This window comes from Ochrobactrum soli (assembly GCF_003664555.1).
In the GTDB taxonomy this organism is placed as follows: Bacteria; Pseudomonadota; Alphaproteobacteria; order Rhizobiales; family Rhizobiaceae; genus Brucella; species Brucella teleogrylli.
The window spans coordinates 240,496-257,994 of sequence record NZ_RCHH01000004.1; the positions used below are offsets into that span (position 1 = coordinate 240,496).

The following is a 17,499-nucleotide window of genomic DNA, read 5'->3' on the forward strand; positions in this document are numbered from 1 at the left end:
GAGATCGCATCCTCGAACCTTGCGTTCGTGGTGCAATTCCTTGCGACGTCGGTGTCGTGACAGGAGCGGTATGTGGCTCGCTTGTTGCTCCGGTCGCCGTTGACCGGTGTATAAATCTAACAAGCAAGGAACGTGCCAGACTTTTAAAATATTTGCAAGTGGTTGAAAAAACGAAGTTTAAAGGGATGAGAAAATAGACAGCCGTGGTTAGGCGTCAATATAGATCTGACTGTAATTTAGGCGATCATGACAAGATATGCGGCCCGGCGTGCAATCAATTTGGGCATCGCGGGTTAATCTTCTGCTGCGTGCGGATCGGTGAATGTCTCGCGACTCTCATCGAAACCGCGCACATAGGCATCGATATCAGCCGGATCGAAAACCCTGCCGTCCATGAAACGATCATCCGCATGTGTCCCCTCTACCGTGCCCGGTATGAAGGGTGAAAGGGCGATCCCGAGAGCCGCACAGTAAAGATCTGGCCGGTAGGACTGGGTCACTTTTTGCTGCCCCGTCTGCGATGCCGCTACCTGTCCCCAGCGCACCATCTGGCTATAAATCCACATCGCGTCGTTGGGGCGGGGGCAATTGGCAAGACCAGCATGGAAGTCGAAATAATGTTCGATGACACGCTGGTTCCCGCGCGCATCGAGATTGAATGTCCCGGCAAGTACGTTGCGGATGATATGCTGCGGCACGCCGAGATAGCGCTCGTCTGCCAGAGTCTCGGCCAACGCATCATGGTTTTCGATGCTGTCGCACCAGCGTGCGGCCTTATCGAGGGCGACGATCAAACGAGCAACGGTCGCGGGGTGGGTCTCAGCCCATTCCGGGCGCATGCCGATGACTTTTTCAGGCGCGCTTGGCCAGATATCCTGTTTGGCAGCGACAATGCGCCCGGCGCCCCGTTCTGAGGCCACCATGTTCCATGGCGCTCCGACGCAGAAACCGTCGATAGCACCTGACGCCAGAGCGTCTGAGGTCAATGGCGGCGGCACGACGACCAGTTTTACATCGCGGTCAGGATCAATGCCGCCTGCCGCCAGCCAGTAGCGAAACTCGTAATTATGCGACGAGAAAGGATAGGTCATTGCCAGCGTCAGGAGTGGTTCGCCGCGTGATTTCATGTCGCGCACGACGGACGCGAGCGCCCGCGCATTTTCCAGCGCATCTGCGGCTTCCGGCAGATCGGCAATTGCGCGCATCCGTTCATAAAGGCGCACTGACAGGGTGATGGCGTTGCCGCCGCGCCCTAGCGAGAACGGAGTTATCGTCGGCGATGGATTGGAGCCAAGTCCCAGCATGGATGCCACGGGCATGGGCGAAAGCATGTGTGCAATGTCGAATTGCCGGAAAGCGAGCCTGTCACGGACATTCGCCCATGAGACATCCTTGACGAGATCAAGGTTCAAGCCTTCCGCTCGAGCAAAACCAAACTCTGCCGCTGCAATCAGCACGGAAGCGTCCACCAGAGGAATAAACCCGGCGCGCAGCGTCCTGATTTCCTTGCCTGCTATGCCTGCTGGCGCGGCAAGCCCACTTCCGGTCTTGGTCAATCTGGTCGGCATGTTCACTTGCATACTCCCGGAATATTTGCCCCGGTTCTGAAATCTAAAGCTATTTCATCAGCAGTCCGGCTGCGGTCACGATACTTTGCGCAATGTCGGACATTTTCTTCTTTTCATTCATCGCAGTCTGTCGCAGCAGGGCAAAAGCGTCTTCTTCGGACAGGCCGCGCATTTTCATGAGAATGCCTTTGGCGCGCTCCACCACCTTGCGCTCCTCCAGTGCCGACTTTGCATCCGCAAGTTCGCGTTGCAGACGGCTGAATGCGTTGAACCGGCTGACGGCCATATCGAGAATGGGCTTCACGCGTTCTTTCTTCAGTCCGTCCACAATATAGGCGGAAACGCCTGCCTCCACTGCAGCCTCGATAGAGGCTGTGTCAGAGCGGTCGACAAACATGGCGATCGGGCGGCTTACGGTGCGGGTCAGCTGAAACAGATGCTCCATCATGTCGCGATTGGGGTTTTCTATGTCGATCACAATCACATCGGGATTTAGCGTTTCAATCATACGCGCTATGCCGTGCATCTTGTTGATCACCACGACTTTGCCGTGGCCTGCCTCGCGCAATCCTTCCTCAATGATCGAGGAGCGAATGGCGTTCTCATCGATAATGAGAATGGTCAGGTCCGGCTGCTTCATGCTGCATTGATGCCGTAGCGCCGTTACATTGGCAATAGCTTTCGGTCTATTTATTAATCAATTTTATATTTGGTTATTTTTTAATCAGAATTGATTGAATTGATTGCAGATTTGCTAAAAGTGCAGCGATCGTTCACAAGACGCGGATCAATGGCAGCTGGAGTTTCTGCCGGAACTTCTTGCCAAGGCTAACGGAAATTATCATGCACGAAATCATCTGCCCGCATTGCAACAAGGCATTCAAGATTGATGAAGCTGGATATGCAGATATTCTAAAGCAGGTTCGAGACAGTGATTTCGAGAAGCAATTGCACGAGCGCCTGGAGTTAGCAGAGCAGGACAAGCGGAATGCTGTCGAGCTTGCACAGGCCAAGGTTGCCAATGAACTGCAGAAAGCCGCCGCAGCCAAGGATTCTGAAATCCAGGAACTGAAGACAAGGCTTGAATCCGGGGAAGTCGCGAAGAAGCTTGCCGTAGCCGAGGCTCTGGGGGCCATCGAGAAAGAACGTGATGCTCTTTCGCACGAGCTTGAAAGCGTCAGGCGTGACAACGAAGCCACGTCTAAACTGGCCAAGGCAAAGCTTCTTTCTGAACTGCAGAAAGCGGCTTCCACCAAGAATGAAGAGATTCAGGATCTGAAAGCCCGACTCGATGCCAGCCAGATTTCTCAAAAACTTGCCGTCACCGAAGCTGTCAGCGCGATTGAGAAGGAGCGCGATGAACTGAAGAACGGGCTTGCCCGGGTGGCACTTGAAAAGCAACTTGCCGAGACAGCGCTCAAAGACAAATACGAAACGCAGCTCAGGGATCGCGACGAGGCAATCGAGCGTCTGCGGGATATGAAAGCGAAACTATCGACAAAAATGATCGGCGAGACGCTGGAACAGCACTGTGCAACCGAGTTCGACCGTATTCGTGCGACTGCTTTCCCACGCGCATATTTTGAGAAGGATAATGACGCGAGCAGCGGTAGCAAGGGCGACTTTATCTTCCGCGATATGGACGATGCGGGCACCGAAATCGTTTCGATCATGTTTGAGATGAAGAATGAGAACGACGAGACCGCGACCAAGAAAAAGAACGAAGATTTTCTCAAAGAGCTCGACAAGGACCGGTGTGCGAAAGGTTGCGAATATGCGGTTCTGGTCTCGCTGCTCGAACCTGAAAGTGAGCTCTACAACACAGGGATCATCGATGTATCCCATCGTTATCCGAAAATGTACGTCGTCCGGCCACAGTTCTTCATCCCAATCATCACGTTGCTGCGCAATGCAGCGATAAACTCGCTCAAATACAAGTCCGAACTGGCACTGGTGAAGGCGCAAAATGTCGACATCACAAATTTCGAAAGCCAGCTCGACGACTTCAAAGCTGCATTCGGGCGCAATTGGCGTTTGGCTTCTGACGGTTTTGAGGAAGCAGTCAAACGCATAGATGAAGCGATCAAGGATCTCGAGAAAACAAAAGAAGCGCTTCACAAGTCGGCCAACAATCTAAGACTGGCAAACGATAAGGCTGAGGACCTGACGGTCAAGCGGCTTACCCGCGGTAATCCGACAATGGCTGGTAAATTTGCCGAACTCCAGCAAGGATTGCCCGACGATGAATAGACATATCTGAAACCGCATAAACGCTCAGAGCGCATCGTGACAAATGATGAAGCTCCGGCATATAAGGGAGCGGGGGCTCTCGCGGAGCCAAATGGCGACCAGATAACGGAAAGAACTTCGGCGATCCGGCGTGGCTTTGGGGGAAGGATAGCGCATGGTTTTCGGGGCAACACCGCTCGACGAGGCATTGAACGCTATTCTCGCACATCGGCTGGTTGTGGGTGGGAGGAGTTTCCCCAAAGGGCATGTTCTCGACGCGCATGATATCGAATTTCTCCGAAAGGAGGGACATGACAGCGTGGTGTCGGCCCAACTGGAAGCCGGCGATGTTACGGAGAACGACGCTGCTGCCCAGATCGCATCTGCAATATCGGCAAAGGGCATTATTTATTCTGCGGCCACGACCGGGCGGGTGAATTTTCTTGCAAGAGAAGCCGGCATCTTCGCCGTCAACCGGCAGCTTGTGGATGCGGTGAATTTTATCGATTCGTCGATAACACTGGCGACCTTGCGCGAGTTTGACCGCGTTCGTGCCGGGCAGGTCGTGGCGACGATAAAGATCATTCCCTATGCCGTCCCGGAGAGTTCCATCGCAGCAGTGCTTGCGCTGTGTCGCGACAAGAATATGCTCGGCGTTGAACCCTTCAGCGGACGCACTGTCGGGCTTGTTCAGGGAACGAACCCGGATTTGAAAACAAGTGTTCTGAATAAAACCCGTCAAGCGCTTGAAGCGCGTTTGACGATGAATCTTGGAACCGTGGCGACAGAACTTCGGGTCTCGCATGCGGCGGAGCCGATGGCGTGCGCCATACAAAATGCAGCTGCGGTTTCCGACATTGTCGTTGTGTTCGGCGCATCGGCGGTTGCGGACAAGAACGATGTTCTTCCCAGTTCCATTCGCAAGGCTGGTGGGACGGTTACCTATGTCGGGATGCCCGTCGATCCCGGCAATCTGCTGGTGCTTGGCGAAATCGACGGTAAGCCGGTGATCGGCGCTCCCGGCTGCGCCCGGAGCGTCAAGGAGAATGGGTTCGATTGGGTTCTCGACCGCTTGATGGCGGAGATGAGTGTCATGCCAAAGGACATTGCAGCGATGGGCGTCGGCGGTCTTTTGCTCGATAGCCCGGCGCGCATTGCGCCGCGCGATGGTAGAGCGAGCAGAAAACGCGATCTTGCGGTCATGATTGCTGTTCTGGCCGCCGGGCAATCCTCACGTATGGGCGGGGCGAACAAGCTCCTCGCCATTTTTGATGGCAAGCCGCTGGTGCGCCGGTCGGTTGGAAATGCGGTAGAAGCTGATCGTGGCCGGGTGATTGCCGTCACTGGTCATATGGCAGACGAAATTGCGGCTTCGCTTCGAGGGCTTGACGTCTCTATCGTTCACAATCCGGCTTATGCCCTTGGGCTTGCAAGTTCGATCAAAGCTGCGCTTGGGGCAGCACCGGCGGACTGCGACGGGCTGATGATCCATCTGGGAGACATGCCTGCGGTCAGCGCGCAGCACATTCGCATGATGATTGATCTTTTCCGCCAGCACGACGGAAACGCTGTCGTTCGCGCCGTTACCGACGAGGGTGAGCGCGGCAATCCCGTGATTGTACCGCGGCAGCTTTATGAAGCCATTTCCGTCCTGTCGGGCGATGTGGGTGCAAGGCATATCATTGAGGCGAGCGAACTCCCTATCGTTGATGTACCCATTGGCTCTGCTGCCAGAATTGACGTGGATACGAGAGAGGCTGTCGTGAATGCCGGTGGACGAATTGTCTGAACATAGTTTTGGTCTTGCCAAGGACCCGTTGGCTGTCGCGCTCCATTGGCGCCAGAATGGCAAAGGGGTTGCGATCGCCACCGTCATTGAAACATGGGGATCGGCGCCGCGTCCCACAGGCAGTCATCTTGTTGTCGACGCGTTGGGCAATTTTGAAGGCTCGGTTTCCGGGGGGTGTGTCGAAGGTGCAGTCATTGAAGAGGCGCTGGAAACGATAGCGTCCGGAAAGACAAAGCTGCTGGAGTTTGGCGTTGCCGATGAAACGGCATGGCGCGTGGGGCTGTCTTGTGGGGGCAAGATCAGGGTCTATGTGGAGAAGCTCGATTGATGCAAAGCTCTCTTCTTGCGGAACTGAATGAGCTACGCGCCAGCCGTTTGCTCGTAGCGACATTGACCGATCTGGACCAGAGACGCACTGAGCTTGTGCGGGATGCTGAGGTTGTTTCTAGTGCGTTTCAACCGCACGTTCGACAGGCGTTTCAAACCGGTAAGGCGCTCTAATTTGTGGCCGACAATCGACGGTATTTCATCAATATATATCGACCGGCATTGCGGTTGAAACTGGTGGGGGCAGTCCACATCGCCCAGCATCTTGCGCAGATGGCCATCATGACGGGTTTCGATGTGGAGGTCATCGACCCGCGGACAGCGTTTGCAACGCCGTTGCGGTTTCAGGAGGCCGCTCTTAAGGCAGTCTGGCCGGAGGAGGCGTTTCGCGACAGCCCGCTGGACCGGTATACTGCGGTTGCCACGCTTACGCATGATCCCAAAATTGACGAACCGGCGCTATCACTGGCAATGCAGTCGGATTGCTTTTACATTGGGGCATTGGGCAGTCGTCGAACCCATGCCCAACGCATGGAAAACCTGAAGAAACTCGGGCACAATGCCACCGATCTGGCGAGGATTTCATCCCCGATAGGGCTGGATATCAAAGCCGCGACACCTGCCGAAATCGCGGTCGCCATATTGGCCGAGATCATTCAGAAATCAAACCAGGCAACGGACAGGTGAACATGTCCGCAACAGCCCGTAGCATTCTGCCCGGAACCGCCGAAGGGCCAATCCTGGCGACAACCGAACCGCTCAGCTTTTGGGGTGGGATTGATCCTGCTTCGGGTAAAATCATCGACGTGCACCATCCCCTCCACGGGCAGAGTATCAGAGGCGTTGTGCTGATGATGCCATCAACGCGCGGTTCCTGTACGGGTTCAGGCGTGCTGCTTGATTTGGCATTAAATGGCATGGCACCGGCTGCGCTGATTTTCTCCCAGACTGAGGATGTGGTGACGCTGGGGGCGCTGATCGCCGACAAGATGTTCGACCATCCTCTACCCGTCTTGCGCCTGCCACCGGAGGACTGGGAGCGCTTACGAAAAGAGCCGGAGGTCAAGATCACGCCGACCAAGTTAACCGCGCCCGGCTTTACCCTGCCGCTCGTGGGGTCGAAGGAAACGAGGCTCGAACTTTCCGCAGCCGATCAAGCCATGATGACGGGCGCAGATGGCGATGCCACCAAGCTCGCCATGGAAATTATCTGCGCGATGGCCGAAAACCAAGGCGCAGAACGCCTGATCGATGTCGCGCAGGCGCATATCGACGGCTGCATCTATGCAAGCCCGGCCAACTTGATCTTCGCCGAGAAGATGGCGGATATGGGTGCGCGGGTTCGCGTACCGACGACAATGAATGCCATTTCCGTTGATCGCGAACATTGGCAGGCGCAAGGTGTGCCTGCATCCTTTGGGCGGCCCGCCGCACGGCTTGCCGATGCCTATGTGCGGATGGGGTGTCAGAACACATTTACCTGCTCGCCCTACCTTTTGGACACCGCGCCGAAAATGGGGGAAATGATCGCATGGGCCGAAAGCAATGCAGTCATCTATGCAAACACCATGCTTGGGGCCCGCACGGCGAAGCATCCCGATTTCCTTGATCTCTGCATTGCCATGACGGGACGCGCACCACTGTCGGGCGTTTATCTTGATCAACATCGATTTGCGCAGCGTATCATCCACGTTGATATACCCGAAGGGTTCGACGACGCTTTCTGGCCCTTGATTGGTTATCTCGCGGGTAAGGTTTCGCCGGATCGGATTCCACTCCTGAAAGGGCTCAGGGACGCCAAGCCGACACCGGAAAATTTAAAAGCCATGTGTGCGGCCTTCGGTACGACTTCCGCTGCACCCATGCTGCATGTCGAAGGCGTTACACCGGAAGCGCATTTTGTTTCGCCCACAGCCGATACGGTCTCTATCACAAGGAACGACATGGTGGATGGATGGAAGTCGCTGAACGATGGTCCAGATGCGGTGGATCTGGTAGCCATCGGCAGTCCGCACGCTTCGCTTGAGGAATGCCGCGCCTTTGCAAACGCTTTGCGAGGCGGCAAAGCGGTCACAACCACCATTATCACCGCGGGGCGTCAGGTTATAGCTGTGGCGCGCGAAGATGGAACATTGCAAAGGCTGGAAGCCGCGGGCGTTCAGGTGATCCCGGATCTCTGTTGGTGTTCCATTTCCGAACCGGTTTTCCCGGTCGCGGCCAAAGCGCTGATGACCAATTCCGGAAAATACGCACATTATGGGCCGGGTCTGTCTGGCCGTGCGGTGCGTTTTGGTAGTCTTGCGAGCTGCGCAGAGGCCGCAAAGACAGGCCACGTAGCGCGGGGCCTGCCGACGTGGCTTGAGGGATGATGAGAAGAGCCGGTGTTGGCTATCGCCTGGCGCTTCAGGCAATGACGCCAGACTTCAGCAGTGCTGAGAAACGTGGGTCGAAATGCCTGCTGATCTGCTCAAGGGCTGCCCCGCGCGCCACGGCCCATATATCGGTCAACCCGACCAGCAGACGCGGCAATGTCCGCACCGGGTAATCGACGCTGGAGGAAATGAGCGGTTCAATCCGGTCCACGAGCCGGTTGGCCAGAAGTTTCGGCGCGCCGCCACACAGAATAACTGTTTGCGGGTCGAAGATCGCTTCTATCGTATGGATGGCGGATCTCAGTTCCATCGCCGCCCGCTCCAGCCATGTTTCCAGTTGCGGATCGTTCTGCGCCAACAGGGCTTCCAATTCCGCAGAAAGATCGGGCTGTGCTTCGTCGAGTTTCAAATGTTTGTAGAGCGACGAGAGAGAAGCATGGTGTTCCAGTGGCGTTGGCGCGCCGCGATTGGTCATTAGCATGGTGCCGATTTCACCGGCATTGCCCTTGCTGCCAGTATAGATTTCTCCGTTCAGTATCAACCCGGCGCCGACACCGTAGCCCATATAGATACAGACGACATTATCGAGGCCGTCTGCGAGACCAACCATTTTTTCTGCCCGCGCGCAGGCCGTAGCATCGTTCTGCAATGTTACAGTTAGGCCGGTGCTTTGGGTCAACCTGTCGATCAGCGGGAAAGATTGCCATGCACTCATCACCCATCGGTCATGCTCGGGAACCCTTGTGCCGAAAGGTCCGGGCATGGCGACACCAAGCCCCGACATTCGATAGTGTCCACCGGGGAATTCCCGTGCGAGCGTCGCTTGCGCTTTGGCAATTTCTTCCAGAATGATGGCGCAGCCTTCTTCCGGATTATCGGCTGGCAGTCTGGCCTCCCGCCGCACGACTTCATCGCCGGTCAGATTGACGATGACAATCCGGGTCAGATGCCGGTCGATCTGAACGCCGAGCGCAAAAGCGCCCTCGGGCACCAGCCGGTAGGGCGTTGCCGGTTGTCCGCGACCACGCCTGACGGCATTTTCCGAACTCACCAACCCGTCGCTTTCCAGACCTTCAATCAGGTTGGAGATCGTCTGTTTGGTGAGGTTTGTCGCACGGGCGAGTTCGGCGCGGGAGAGCGATCTGTTTTGGCGCAGGGCGTCGATGATCACCCTGCGATTATGGGCGCTTGTACCCTCATGATTAGTGCCACTCGTGGCCCGAATGTCGCTCTTTCTTGGCATCCTCAATCCCTCTTGACACCAGTAGATATTTATAACACGTTTAAGTCAATGGATTTGACTTAATAAAGAACATGAACATTTAATAATGGTGGAACAACAGCTCTGATCTCACGGCGATAAGGCAATGTGCACGGCACTAGCACAAGCCGGAGGCAGGTTAACGGGAGGTACCAATGCTTAAATCAATTCGCACCGTCTTGCTGGGTACGCTGGCCGTATCCGCTTTCTCGGTTCCGCACGCATTTGCTGAAACGACCCTGAATGCCCTGTTCATGGCGCAGGCCGCTTATAGCGAAGCGGACGTACGCGCGATGACGGAGGCCTTTCAGACAGCCAATCCGGATGTGAAGGTCAATCTGGAATTCGTGCCCTATGAAGGGTTGCATGACAAGACGGTTCTGGCTCAGGGTTCGGGGCAGGGCTATGACGTTGTGCTGTTCGACGTGATCTGGCCAGCCGAATATGCAAGCAACAATGTGCTTGTCGATGTCTCGTCGCGCATTACGGACGAGATGAAGAAGGGCGTTCTGCCGGGCGCCTGGACGACGGTTCAGTATCAGGACAAATATTACGGCATGCCGTGGATTCTGGATACCAAGTACCTGTTCTACAACAAGGAAATCCTTGAGAAAGCGGGCATAAAGAACCCGCCCAAGACCTGGGCGGAACTCAACGATCAGGCAAAGATCATCAAGGACAAGGGATTGCTTGCATCGCCGATTGCGTGGAGTTGGGCGCAGGCGGAGGCCGCGATTTGCGACTACACCACGCTGGTGAGTGCTTATGGCGGCGATTTCCTGAAAGACGGAAAGCCCGCCTTCGACAAGGATGGCGGACTGGATGCCCTCAGATATATGGTGGACAGCTATAAGTCCGGCCTCAGCAATCCCAACTCGAAAGAGTTTCTGGAGGAGGACGTACGCAAGGTCTTCCAGAATGGTGACGCCGCTTTCGCGCTGAACTGGACCTATATGTATAGTAAGGTCAATGACCCTGCCGAAAGCAAAGTGGTTGGCAAGGTGGGCGTGGTGCCTGCGCCGGGCGTCGAAGGCAAGAGCGAGGTTTCGGCGGTCAATGGTTCCATGGGGCTTGGCATCACCACCACCAGCAAACATCCTGATGATGCGTGGAAATATATCGTCTTTATGACCTCGCAAAAGGTCCAGAACGATTATGCAAAACTGTCTCTGCCGATCTGGGCGTCGTCCTATGATGATCCGGCTGTATCGAAGGGACAGGAAGAGTTGATCGCGGCAGCGAAGCTCGGCCTGGCTGCGATGTATCCGCGCCCGACGACACCGAAATATCAGGAAATGTCCACGGCCTTGCAGCAGTCCATTCAGGAAGCTTTGCTTGGACAGTCTTCGCCGGAAGACGCCCTCAAATCCGCAGCTGAAAACAGCGGGCTCTAAGGACCCTGATGGGAGTGGGTGCATCTGCATCCACTCCCTTCTTCCATTTAGACTGAGGTGCAAACAATGTCCGGCAACTGGATGACTATGCGAGCGTGGTTGCTGATGCTTCCGTTACTCGCCGTCATGGTTTGCGTGATCGGCTGGCCAATGTTTGAAACGGTGCGCCTTTCGTTCACCGATGCAAAGCTTGTCGGCACTGGCGGCGATTTTGTTGGCTTTGCCAATTACATCAAGATGCTAACCAGCTCAAATTTCCAGCGTGCCTTCTGGACCACAACCTGGTTTTCTCTCATCTCGGTGTCAGCCGAAATGGTCCTTGGCGTTTTGGCGGCACTGTTGCTGAACCAGCAGTTTTATGGCCGCACTGTTCTGCGCGCCTTGCTTATTCTGCCATGGGCGTTGCCAACGGTGGTCAACGCAACACTATGGCGTCTCATCTACAATCCCGAATATGGTGCGCTCAATTCGCTGTTGACCCAGCTTGGCATCATTTCAGACTACCAGTCATGGCTCGGCGAACCGTCAGCAGCAATGACGGCGCTGATTGTTGCCGATTGCTGGAAGAACTTCCCGCTTGTCGCACTCATCGCGTTGGCGGCCCTTCAAGCCGTCCCAAGAGACATAACAGCTGCATCGCTTGTCGATGGCGCGGGTCCATTCAACCGATTCCGGTTTGTGATTCTGCCCTATCTTGCGGGACCATTGATGGTCGCGCTTGTGCTCCGCACCATTGAAGCATTCAAGGTCTTTGACATTATCTGGATCATGACCCGCGGTGGCCCCGCCAATTCCACACGTACGCTTTCTATCCTCGTTTATCAGGAAGCATTTTCCTTCCAGCGCGCGGGATCTGGTGCATCGCTGGCGCTCATTGTGACCCTAATCGTTACGGTGCTGGCGTTGGGCTATGGTTTTCTGGTGCGCAAAACGGCTGGAGCGGCAACATAATGGAACGTCGAAGCCCCATCGCAACTTTCTTCGTTTATCTCGCTGCGCTGTCGCTGGCAGTCATTATCCTCGCGCCCTTGTTCTGGCTGTTTGTCATGAGCATATCGCCGATGGCCGACCTGTCTGTTCGCCCATTGAAATGGTGGCCGACCACAGCGGATTTTTCTCGCTATCAGACTCTGCTGTCCACGGTCCCCAATAGCGCTGGCGCTGCCTTTGTGGCATCGATGTATAACAGTCTGAGAGTGGCGGGCATGGCCACATTAGTGGCGATCCTTGTTGCGATCCCTGCCGGTTGGGCGGTATCGCGGACCTCGCGCATCGGTTGGTCGCTCACTTTGGTCATTGGCACCTATATGCTGCCTCCGGTGGCTTTGGCCGTGCCGCTTTACATGGTCCTTGCAAAACTAGGGCTGCTGAATTCGGTATTCGGTCTCGCGCTTGTCTACCTTACCATTCTGGCACCATTCACCACATGGCTGATGAAGTCTGGCTTCGATGGTATCCCGCAGGAGATTGAGCAGGCCGCGATGATTGACGGTGCAAGCCTGTTCCAGACATTGCGTATCATCACGCTGCCGCTTGCATTGCCGATTGTTGCGACATCGGCGCTGTTCGCATTTCTGCTGGGATGGGACGAATTTTTCTATGCGCTGTTGTTCACATCGGATCAGAGAGCGCGGACGCTGACAGTTGCTATTGCCGATCTGGCTGGCGGGCGCGTTTCCGATTACGGGCTGATTGCGACTGCGGGTGTTTTGGCAGCACTTCCACCGGTTATTGTTGGGCTTTTGATGCAACGCGCACTTATCTCCGGCCTCACCAGCGGCGGCGTGAAAGGATGATGATGAACACGCAAAAGCAGCGTCCTGAAGGACTTGTCGCAATCGATAAAGAGATGGCACGCCAGTTTAGCGATGCTCTGATTTCCTTCGAGAATAATCGCGAACTGGCGGAGAAGATCGCCGGGAGTTTACGTAAAACCGGCAAGCTGCTGCTGCTGGGGATGGGCGGGTCACATGCGGTCGGTCGTGCGGTGGAACCGCTTTATCGCGCCCATAATATCGATGCAGTTGCCATACCGATTTCAGAGCAGCTTGGCGCTGCATTACCCATTGATGGCAAAACGGTTCTGGTCACATCCCAGTCCGGTGAAAGTGCGGAAGTCGTCCGCTGGTTCGTCGAGAAAAAGGGGCAGGCCGATATATTCGGTTTGACGCTTGATGCTGGGTCGTTTCTCGCCAGCAAAGTCGACTGCCTGGTGGGGCATGGCGGCGGGGAGCTTGCATTTGCAGCAACCCGTAGCCTGACGATTAGTTTCGCTCTGCATCTGGCCATATTGGCGGCAGTCGGTGACGATCCGCGAGCCGCACTCAACGTGTTGAATTCCCCCCAAACTGTGGCGATTGATGCAGCGCTTGATTGCATCGCTGATGTCAACACGATTGTAACCTCGGGGCGCTGTCTGCAGGGGGTAGCAGAAGCCATTGCTCTTGGGTTTAGCGAGCTTTCGCGCGTGCCGAGCTATTCGCTGGAGGGTGGCCAACTGCGTCACGGGCCGATGGAAATGCTCTCACCAAAGGTTGCAGTTATCCTCTTCAAGGGCAACGATGCGACCGCACCGCTGGTGACGGCGATGGGACAGTCTGTTGCTGAAACGGGAGCCAAACTGGTAGTGTTTGACGCCTCCGGTGAGGCACCTGTTCCGGGTGCTGTAACGATTTCGTTTCCCGCAGCAAGCGGACTTGGCGCCATTTTCACGATCCTGCCAGCTGCGCAACGGCTCATGATGGCCTTTGCCGACCAACGTGTCGAGAATGCCGGTACGCCGGTCCGTTCTTCCAAAATCACCCGGAGCGAATGAGTGAGGCCAATTGCAATTATCGGCAACGTCAATGTTGATATGATCCTGGGACCGACTTCGGCTTGGCCACAACCGGGCACCGAGAACATTGTCAGCCATGACGAGTTGCGCGTCGGCGGTTCGGCGGGAAACTCGGCTTTGGCACTGATGGCTTTGGAAGTTCCATTTCAAATGGCAGCGAATACAGGCGCCGATCAGTTTGGACGCTGGCTCGCTGAGAATTTTGGTGATCATGCCAGACAATGGGCGGTGTTTGCTGGAAAAACCACTCTGTCCGTCGGCCTGACGCATCCGGATGGAGAACGGACTTTCTTCACGACACTCGGTCATCTGCCGCATTTTTCAATTGAAGATGCCCTGTCGGCACTTGATGGTGAGGCCTTGTCCGGCGGACTGGCCCTTCTTTGCGGAAGTTTTCTGACCGACAGGCTGGCGGATGCATATGATCAGTTTTTCGATTGGGCCGACAGCCACAACATCGAGGTGGCGCTTGATACCGGCTGGCCGGTCGAAGGCTGGACGGAGCGGAACCGAAGCCGCGCACTTTCATGGTTGAAACGCAGCAAGTTTGTCATGTTCAACGAGGTTGAGACGATCAATCTTGGAAACTCCGCCGATCCGGTGGAGGCCGCGCACAATCTCTGCCGGACGATGCCGAATGGCGGCCTTTTTATCGTTAAATGCGGCCCGAATGGCGCCTTCGCGGTTGGACATGATGGCAGCGTCATATCGGTCAATGCGCCTCAGGTAACGGTTATCGATACAATCGGTGCGGGCGATGTTTTCAACGCAGCTTTTCTTGCGTCATTCGCCAAGGGACGCTCGGTTGAGGCCTGCTTGCAGGCCGCCACACGCAGCGCCTCGAAGGCTATTTCCACAAGCCCGCGGGCCTATATGTCGGATACTGAAGGAGCGCTTGCATGAGCACCCTGACCATAAGCAATGTTTGCAAGAGCTACGGGTCGACCGAAATCCTCAAAGGTATCGATCTGTCACTGGCCAGCGGTGAGTTTCTGGTGCTGTTAGGTGCCTCCGGTTCCGGCAAGTCGACATTGCTCAACATGATCGCGGGCCTGGCCGAACCGACAAGCGGCGACATTCGCATTGATGAGCGGTCTATCGTCGGCGTACACCCCAAGGACAGGGATACGGCGATGGTGTTTCAGTCCTACGCGCTCTATCCAAATCTGAATGTGAAGCGCAATATCGGCTTCGGTCTTGAGATGCGCAAAGTACCAGCTGCGGAGCGGGATAAAGCCGTGCTGGAAGCAGCGCGCCTTTTGCAGATTGAAAATCTGCTGGATCGAAAGCCCGCGCAGCTCTCCGGTGGCCAGCGTCAGCGTGTTGCAATCGGTCGCGCATTGGTGCGTCACCCCAAACTGTTCCTTTTCGATGAACCATTGTCCAATCTGGATGCAAAACTGCGCATGGAAATGCGTGCCGAGTTGAAACGACTGCATCAGTTGATGAAAACCACGATGGTTTACGTCACGCACGATCAGATCGAGGCGATGACATTGGCGACGCGGATTGCGGTCATGCGCAATGGGCGCATCGAGCAACTGGACACGCCTGAAAATGTCTATAACCGGCCCGCCACGCTTTATGTGGCGACATTCGTCGGCGCGCCGCCAATGAACATGCTGGAAGCCACATTCAGCGGAGATCGTCTGACGATTGACGGTACGGACACCAGCATTCCAATTGGCAACCTACCGAATATTGCGGCTGGCAGACGTATTTTGCTTGGGGTTCGTTCAGAAGCAATAGGGCGGGAGCGGAAAGATCAAAGCGTCGTTCTGCGCATGAAATGCGATATCGCCGAACTCACGGGCCCCGAGCTGATTGTAACGGGAACCGTTGGCCCACAAAGGCTCGTTGCCGCTTTGCCCCCCAGTCATAAAGTTCAGCCAGGCGAAGAGTTCGAAGTCATGCTCGATCCTGCGAATGTCCATCTCTTTGATGCGGAGACCGAACAGAGACTCAATTGATAGTGCGACGGATTATGAACGCTCATTGATGGCGGTCGCCTCATACAGTGACAATACCGCGCGCTACTTTAACAAAAGCCGTTAAAGTAGCGCGCACTCAGCGTTTTCGGCAAGTGCAGGGCTCGTAGCCACCGGCGAACAAGCGACCAGGCTTCATGCCGATCATGGCCGGAACCTCGTGCAAGGCTTGTGCACCGAGCGAACGTGCAATGGAGATTGTGGCTTCGGCGCAGATGGCCGCGTCTTCCGCCGCATTATGGTGTGCGAAGGTGAGACCGAGATACGAAGCCAAAACATTTAACTTGTGGGAGCCGAGGTCCGGCCAGACCTTCTGCGCCATTTTTACCGAACACAGATACTGAAACTCCGGGTAGCTTTGCCGATATTGGTCGAGGCATGCGCGCCAGACGCTGAAATCGAAAGCAGCATTGTGGGCGATCATCGTCGCGCCCGCGAAGTCATCTGCGAACTCATCCATGACTTCGGGAAACTCTCCGGCATCTTCGACATGCTCGGGGCGAATGCCGTGAATGGCGATATTGAATGAGGAAAACCGCATATCCTTCGGTCGGATAAGGCGCTCTTCAACGCGCACAACGCGGCCATCTTCAATCCATGCCAATCCAACTGAACAGGCGCTTCCGCGCTGTTCATTGGCCGTTTCAAAATCAACTGCGATGGTTTTCAAGGGATGCTCCGGCTGGCTTTGAAGAGCTTCTACCGTCAAGCGCATCATTTGGCAAAACCAAAGCATCGCCTGCATCCGTTTTGAAAAACCGATGCAGGCGGAATCGTGTTGATTATTTCAGCTCGACAACAGCTGCCTTGATATCGGGCTTTTGGGGAATGATACCGCTCTTGGCATACCAATAGGCAATTTTCCCAATCTGCTCGACATCTGCTGCGGTAACGGCGGTCGTCGGAACGGCATTGTTCTCACCGATCACTTGCCCCAGTTCAGCGGGTATATTCATTTCTTTGGCCCAGATGGCGCCAGCGTCCGCCTTGTTCGCCACGGCCCAGGCATTGTCTTTCTTCAGAACATCGAAAATCGCCTGCAGCTCGTCGGCTTTCTTTTCAGCAAATTCTCGGCTTGAAATCAGAACGACCGCATTGTCGGAACCAATGGCAGCGCCATCCGCAATCACCTGACCGCCATAGGACTTTTCGGCGATTGCCACAAAGGGGTCCCATGTCGCCCAGGCGTCGACATGGCCTTGCACAAAACTTGGGCCGCTGTCGCTTGGGCTAAGATAGACGCGCTCGACGTTTTTCGGATCGATACCGTTTGTCTCCAGCCCTTGCATCAGCAGATATTCGCCCGTACCGCCGCGGTTGACGGCGACTTTCTTGCCTGCCAAATCCTTGATCGACGTGATGCCAGCATCTTTCTTGGCAACGATCCCTTCCGATCCCGGCGACATTTTCTGATAGCCGAAGATCGTCAGCGGAATATTTGCCGCCAGCGCAGCAATGGCTGATGTCGAACTGCCAGCGGTAATATCGATGCTGCCCGCGTTCAGTGCTTCAAAGGCTGGGGCCGCAGCCGGAAATGGGCCAGCCCATTCCACCTTGATACCTTTTTCCGCGAGCGCTTGTTCCAGTGTGCCGCGCGATTTGGCGAGTGTGATGTCGTTGGGGCCGCGAAGCCAGCCAATGCGCACAACCTGATCGGCGGCGAACGCCGCTGTGCTCGCAAGTGTCATTGCCGCACCGGTAAGGGCGGCCAGAATTTGAAGTCTTTTCATTGAAT

At 55.6% G+C, this 17,499-nt stretch carries 16 protein-coding genes; 11 read left to right on the plus strand and 5 right to left on the minus strand.

The window, feature by feature from the left end; translation table 11 throughout:
* Positions 1-293 precede the first annotated feature (293 nt).
* Both D8666_RS10615 and D8666_RS10620 read right to left on the minus strand, forming a co-directional pair.
* Complete coding sequence (locus D8666_RS10615; protein ID WP_121537972.1) at positions 294-1,568, minus strand: CmpA/NrtA family ABC transporter substrate-binding protein; 1,275 nt, start codon at positions 1,566-1,568, stop codon at positions 294-296.
* 49 nt (positions 1,569-1,617) lie between these two features.
* Positions 1,618-2,208 (minus strand): ANTAR domain-containing response regulator, encoded by a 591-nt coding sequence (locus D8666_RS10620; protein ID WP_121537755.1) that lies wholly within the window; start codon positions 2,206-2,208, stop codon positions 1,618-1,620.
* A 203-nt stretch (positions 2,209-2,411) separates the two neighbouring features.
* On the opposite strand from D8666_RS10620, the gene D8666_RS10625 reads away from it, so the two are divergent.
* The 5 genes from D8666_RS10625 to lhpI all read left to right on the plus strand — a co-directional run bounded on the left by D8666_RS10625 (position 2,412) and on the right by lhpI (position 8,282).
* A complete protein-coding gene (locus D8666_RS10625) occupies positions 2,412-3,818 on the plus strand; it encodes a DUF2130 domain-containing protein (RefSeq protein WP_121537757.1) in 1,407 nt (468 codons plus the stop codon).
* A gap of 154 nt (positions 3,819-3,972) precedes the next feature.
* Entirely contained in the window at positions 3,973-5,586 is a 1,614-nt protein-coding gene (locus D8666_RS10630; protein WP_121537759.1) for an NTP transferase domain-containing protein, read from the plus strand.
* On the plus strand, positions 5,564-5,914 hold the full coding sequence (locus tag D8666_RS10635) for an XdhC family protein (protein WP_121537761.1): 351 nt from the start codon (positions 5,564-5,566) through the stop codon (positions 5,912-5,914). Before D8666_RS10630 ends, D8666_RS10635 begins: the two co-directional genes overlap by 23 nt.
* Before the next feature lie 236 nt (positions 5,915-6,150).
* A complete protein-coding gene (locus D8666_RS10640; protein WP_209445976.1) occupies positions 6,151-6,600 on the plus strand; it encodes an XdhC family protein in 450 nt (149 codons plus the stop codon).
* 2 nt (positions 6,601-6,602) lie between these two features.
* Positions 6,603-8,282 (plus strand): cis-3-hydroxy-L-proline dehydratase, encoded by a 1,680-nt coding sequence (lhpI, locus tag D8666_RS10645; protein WP_121537765.1) that lies wholly within the window; start codon positions 6,603-6,605, stop codon positions 8,280-8,282.
* Positions 8,283-8,316: 34 nt separating this feature from the next.
* On the opposite strand, the gene D8666_RS10650 is transcribed toward lhpI, so the two are convergent.
* Positions 8,317-9,528 carry an ROK family transcriptional regulator gene (locus D8666_RS10650; RefSeq protein ID WP_121537767.1) on the minus strand — a complete coding sequence of 404 codons (1,212 nt, stop codon included), beginning with the start codon at positions 9,526-9,528 and terminating at the stop codon, positions 8,317-8,319.
* A gap of 173 nt (positions 9,529-9,701) precedes the next feature.
* Between D8666_RS10650 and D8666_RS10655 the strand changes: the two genes are divergently transcribed.
* From D8666_RS10655 to D8666_RS10680, 6 genes are all read left to right on the plus strand, one after another.
* Positions 9,702-10,940 (plus strand): extracellular solute-binding protein, encoded by a 1,239-nt coding sequence (locus D8666_RS10655; protein ID WP_109366086.1) that lies wholly within the window; start codon positions 9,702-9,704, stop codon positions 10,938-10,940.
* Positions 10,941-11,006: 66 nt separating this feature from the next.
* The gene (locus D8666_RS10660) at positions 11,007-11,891 is read left to right on the plus strand and encodes a carbohydrate ABC transporter permease (RefSeq protein ID WP_109366085.1); all 885 of its coding nucleotides are present in this window, start codon (positions 11,007-11,009) and stop codon (positions 11,889-11,891) included.
* Complete coding sequence (locus D8666_RS10665) at positions 11,891-12,736, plus strand: carbohydrate ABC transporter permease (protein ID WP_121537769.1); 846 nt, start codon at positions 11,891-11,893, stop codon at positions 12,734-12,736. The genes D8666_RS10660 and D8666_RS10665 overlap by 1 nt, the downstream gene beginning before the upstream one ends.
* Before the next feature lie 2 nt (positions 12,737-12,738).
* Positions 12,739-13,755, plus strand: coding sequence for an SIS domain-containing protein (locus D8666_RS10670; RefSeq protein WP_121537974.1), 1,017 nt, complete (start codon positions 12,739-12,741; stop codon positions 13,753-13,755).
* Positions 13,756-14,679, plus strand: a complete 924-nt coding sequence (locus D8666_RS10675) for a carbohydrate kinase family protein (RefSeq protein ID WP_121537771.1) — start codon at positions 13,756-13,758, stop codon at positions 14,677-14,679.
* Positions 14,676-15,746 (plus strand): ABC transporter ATP-binding protein, encoded by a 1,071-nt coding sequence (locus D8666_RS10680; RefSeq protein ID WP_121537773.1) that lies wholly within the window; start codon positions 14,676-14,678, stop codon positions 15,744-15,746. Before D8666_RS10675 ends, D8666_RS10680 begins: the two co-directional genes overlap by 4 nt.
* A gap of 97 nt (positions 15,747-15,843) precedes the next feature.
* Here D8666_RS10680 and D8666_RS10685 read toward each other — a convergent pair whose 3' ends face one another.
* Both D8666_RS10685 and D8666_RS10690 read right to left on the minus strand, forming a co-directional pair.
* Positions 15,844-16,434, minus strand: a complete 591-nt coding sequence (locus D8666_RS10685) for a 3'-5' exonuclease (protein ID WP_121537976.1) — start codon at positions 16,432-16,434, stop codon at positions 15,844-15,846.
* Positions 16,435-16,546: 112 nt separating this feature from the next.
* On the minus strand, positions 16,547-17,494 hold the full coding sequence (locus D8666_RS10690) for an aliphatic sulfonate ABC transporter substrate-binding protein (protein WP_109366073.1): 948 nt from the start codon (positions 17,492-17,494) through the stop codon (positions 16,547-16,549).
* Positions 17,495-17,499: the final 5 nt, after the last annotated feature.